At 61.6% G+C, this 3,279-nt stretch carries 5 protein-coding genes; 4 read left to right on the top strand and 1 reads right to left on the bottom strand.

The genetic code is table 11. The features are described 5' to 3' along the window. The first annotated feature begins 174 nt into the window (after positions 1-174). Both EOD15_RS31310 and soxR read left to right on the top strand, forming a co-directional pair. Positions 175-633, top strand: a complete 459-nt coding sequence (locus EOD15_RS31310; protein ID WP_127320593.1) for a tRNA (cytidine(34)-2'-O)-methyltransferase — start codon at positions 175-177, stop codon at positions 631-633. A gap of 132 nt (positions 634-765) precedes the next feature. Continuing rightward, positions 766-1,227 carry a redox-sensitive transcriptional activator SoxR gene (gene soxR / locus EOD15_RS31305; RefSeq protein ID WP_127320591.1) on the top strand — a complete coding sequence of 154 codons (462 nt, stop codon included), beginning with the start codon at positions 766-768 and terminating at the stop codon, positions 1,225-1,227. Here the strand turns inward: soxR and EOD15_RS31300 are convergent. Further along, positions 1,224-1,481: a hypothetical protein gene (locus EOD15_RS31300; RefSeq protein WP_127269425.1), complete on the bottom strand. Its 258-nt coding sequence runs from the start codon at positions 1,479-1,481 to the stop codon at positions 1,224-1,226. The genes soxR and EOD15_RS31300 overlap by 4 nt on opposite strands. Positions 1,482-1,647: 166 nt before the next feature. Here EOD15_RS31300 and hemF point away from each other — a divergent pair, with 166 nt between their 5' ends. Next, a complete protein-coding gene (gene hemF, locus EOD15_RS31295; protein WP_127320589.1) occupies positions 1,648-2,562 on the top strand; it encodes an oxygen-dependent coproporphyrinogen oxidase in 915 nt (304 codons plus the stop codon). A gap of 308 nt (positions 2,563-2,870) precedes the next feature. Further along, positions 2,871-3,131 carry a DUF1344 domain-containing protein gene (locus EOD15_RS31290; protein WP_127320587.1) on the top strand — a complete coding sequence of 87 codons (261 nt, stop codon included), beginning with the start codon at positions 2,871-2,873 and terminating at the stop codon, positions 3,129-3,131. Positions 3,132-3,279: the final 148 nt, after the last annotated feature.

Below are 3,279 nucleotides of genomic sequence, written 5' to 3'. Positions count from 1 at the left end.
CACGAGAGGGGCGCTGGATGTGCATGTTCATCATGAATTACCCCTCCATCGGTTCGGGTTGACAATGCTGGTTGTATACCCGACTTCGCAGAAAATGGCCACCCGCAGGTCCAGCAATTTCCAAAACCGCCAGGCCGCTGTGGCCGATCCGCCACTTATTAGAAGGACGCGGAAATGAACTGTCGTCTCCGCATCGCGCTCTACCAGCCTGACATTGCCGGCAACACCGGAACAATCCTGCGCTTCGCCGCGTGCCTCGGACTTGGCGTCGACATCATCGAACCGGCCGGATTTCCGCTCTCCGACAAAGCGCTCAAGCGCGCCGGCATGGACTACCTCGAAATGGCTGCCCTGACCCGGCATGTCGACTGGCACGCCTTCGAGGAATGGCGCAAGGCTGGTTCGCGCCGGCTGGTGCTGCTGTCGACCAAAGCCACGACGGCCTACACCAGCTTCATCTTCGCCGAAGGCGACATACTCCTGTTTGGCCGGGAATCCGCAGGCGTGCCGGATCCTGTCCATCAGGCGGCTGATACGCGGCTGACCATCCCGATGCAGGGTACGGCGCGCAGCATCAACGTCGCGCTCTCCGTCGCCATGGTGGCGGGCGAAGCCGTCCGGCAACTCGGATAACGGCACTCCATCTCCCGTCATCTTGACCCAGGCGCACATCGCCTTCTCCTTCGTTTGCACATCCAGGGTTTCTTCGCTACAAGCTCAACTTAACTTGAGGTCAAGCGGAAAAATTGGGGCGGAAAATCAGACATGGCGCCTATAACGGAATTAACGGTCGGCCAGGTCGCCATGCGCAGCGGTGTGGCGGTGTCGGCATTGCATTTCTATGAGGCCCGCGGCCTGATCCGCAGCCACCGTACGGCGGGAAACCAGCGCCGCTACGGCCGCGATGTGCTGCGGCGCGTGGCGATCATCAAGGTTGCACAGGAGGTCGGCATCTCGCTGGCCGAAATCGGTGCCGCACTTGAATCACTGCCCGAAGGCCGCACGCCGACGCGCGACGACTGGAACGTTTTGTCGACCGCCTGGCGCGACGGGCTCGATCACAAGATCGCCCAGTTGAAGAAACTGCGCGACGGGCTGACCGACTGCATCGGCTGCGGCTGCATGTCAATCGACAAATGCCCGCTGCGCAACAAGGGCGACCGGCTGGCGCGCGAGGGGACAGGGGCAAGAAGGCTGGTTGCTCCGCCTCTCTCGAGGACATCCTAGTCAGCCGCTGGCAACCGCCTGATGGTGAACTCGATGAGGTCGCCCGGCCGCTCGAACCAGCTTTCGATCTCGGTCCAGTAGGCCTGCTTGGGAAAGCGCTCGAACCATTCCTTGGCCTTGAGCCGCGCATCGGAGCGCGGCAGCACGAAGGTCTCGCGCAGGAAACCGTCACGCGGCATACGCACGCGCTCGGCACGGCTTTGGTCGAGCCTTCTCTTCAGGCCATCCAGCGGCGGTCTTGCCGGGGTGCGCACGAAACAACTCCTTGCACCTGGCGCATGACCCGAAATCGGTATCGAGTTTCGGAAAGGATCATGCGCAAAACCAAAGTGACTTGACCCTTGCCCTTAAGAGATTAGGGATCGCGCCGGCAAAAGACGAGTCATTTGTGGGACTCGCCGCCCCAACCGGAGACGGCACTTGGAACGACCAGAAATACCGGCAGGCCTGCCCGCCGACATCGAACAAAAGAAGATGAAGGCACGGCTGTGGTTCGAGGCCCTGCGCGAACGCATCTGCGCCACCTTCGAGCAGATCGAGCAGGACCTTGGCGGGCCGCTGGCCTCGTGGTCGCCCGGCCGCTTCGAGAAGACGCCATGGGAACGTGACGAGGGGCGCGGCGGCGGCGGCACCATGTCGATGATGCACGGCCGCGTCTTCGAAAAGGTCGGCGTCCACACTTCGACCGTCCATGGCGAGTTCTCGCCCGAATTCAGGAAGCAGATGCCCGGTGCCGAGGAAGACCCACGCTTCTGGGCATCCGGCATTTCGCTGATCGCGCACCCGTGGAATCCCAACGTTCCGGCCGTGCACATGAACACGCGCATGGTGGTCACTTCCAGCCAATGGTTCGGCGGCGGCGCCGATCTGACACCGGTGCTCGATCGCCGCCGCACCCAGGACGACCCTGATACCCTCGCCTTCCACCGCGCCATGCAATTCGCTTGCGAGAAGAATGCCGCGGTCGCCGATTACCCGAAATTCAAGGCCTGGTGCGACGAGTACTTCTATCTGTCGCACCGCAACGAGCCGCGCGGCACCGGCGGCATCTTTTTCGACTGGCTGCATTCGGGCGAGGACAAAGGCGGCTGGAATGCCGATTTCAACTTCGTCCAGGATGTCGGCCGCTCCTTTCTCGTCGTCTACGGTCACCTCGTGCGCGCCAACTTCAACGAGAACTGGACCGATGGCGACCGTGACGAACAGCTCATCCGCCGCGGCCGCTATGTCGAATTCAATCTCCTTCACGATCGCGGCACCATCTTCGGACTGAAGACCGGCGGCAATGTCGCGTCCATTCTCTCCAGCCTGCCGCCCGAGGTTCGCTGGCCGTAACAAAATGGTGAGCGCGGCGTGAGTCGCATTGATGTCCCATTCGCTCGAAATGGGCATGGAATGTGGCACACGGTGCGGCGCAAAATTTCTTTTTCGTCTAATAGGCCGTTGAAAAGACTGGCCTATTTGTGGGGCCGGGTCGGGAAGCGCCGGCGGTTCGCCTGCGCGCAATTCCAGGAAAGTGCGAAACGGCTTTCCGACCGGAATTGCGTCAGACAAAGCGAGCCGCGACCCGACGCGACCGGACGGCCCAGACGACGCGGGGCACCTCATTGAGAGGGATGCCCCACTTCCAGGAGTACTTCGCAATGCGCAAGATCATTGTTTCGGCGGCCGCCGCTGCCCTTCTCGCTTCCGGTTCGGTGGCATTCGCCGCCGTCAAGCACACCACCGGAACGATCAAGACCTTTGACGCAACGGCCATGAGTCTGGTCCTCGACGATGGATCGTCTTTTACGCTCTCCAAGACCTTCAAGGATCCTGGCCTGCAGGTCGGTGAAAAAGTCCGTGTCTCATGGGATATGAAGGGCAAGAACAAGGTCGCCGAGGCCGTCAAGGCCGCAAAATGATGGCTTGCCCGCCAGAGCAGGATGAGACGATGTCCGGTCCTGTTTCGGGGTAGTGTTAAGAGGGCGGAGCAGCGCTGCTCCGCCTTTTTGCCGTTGACCGCAACCAATGCCGCCCCATCTGTGTTATGCTTCTCACCCGCTCGCGGTC

The organism is Mesorhizobium sp. M7A.T.Ca.US.000.02.2.1 (assembly GCF_003996995.1).
GTDB lineage: Bacteria > Pseudomonadota > Alphaproteobacteria > Rhizobiales > Rhizobiaceae > Mesorhizobium.
The sequence above is the reverse complement of the archived record's forward strand: the minus strand, read 5'-3'. Positions and strand labels throughout refer to the sequence as shown.

Excerpts from the sequence above, each read along its gene's own strand:
- EOD15_RS31310 (WP_127320593.1), top strand. The coding sequence starts at position 175 with ATGAACTGTCGTCTCCGCATCGCGCTCTACCAGCCTGACATTGCCGGC.
- soxR (WP_127320591.1), top strand. The coding sequence starts at position 766 with ATGGCGCCTATAACGGAATTAACGGTCGGCCAGGTCGCCATGCGCAGC.
- EOD15_RS31290 (WP_127320587.1), top strand. The coding sequence starts at position 2,871 with ATGCGCAAGATCATTGTTTCGGCGGCCGCCGCTGCCCTTCTCGCTTCC.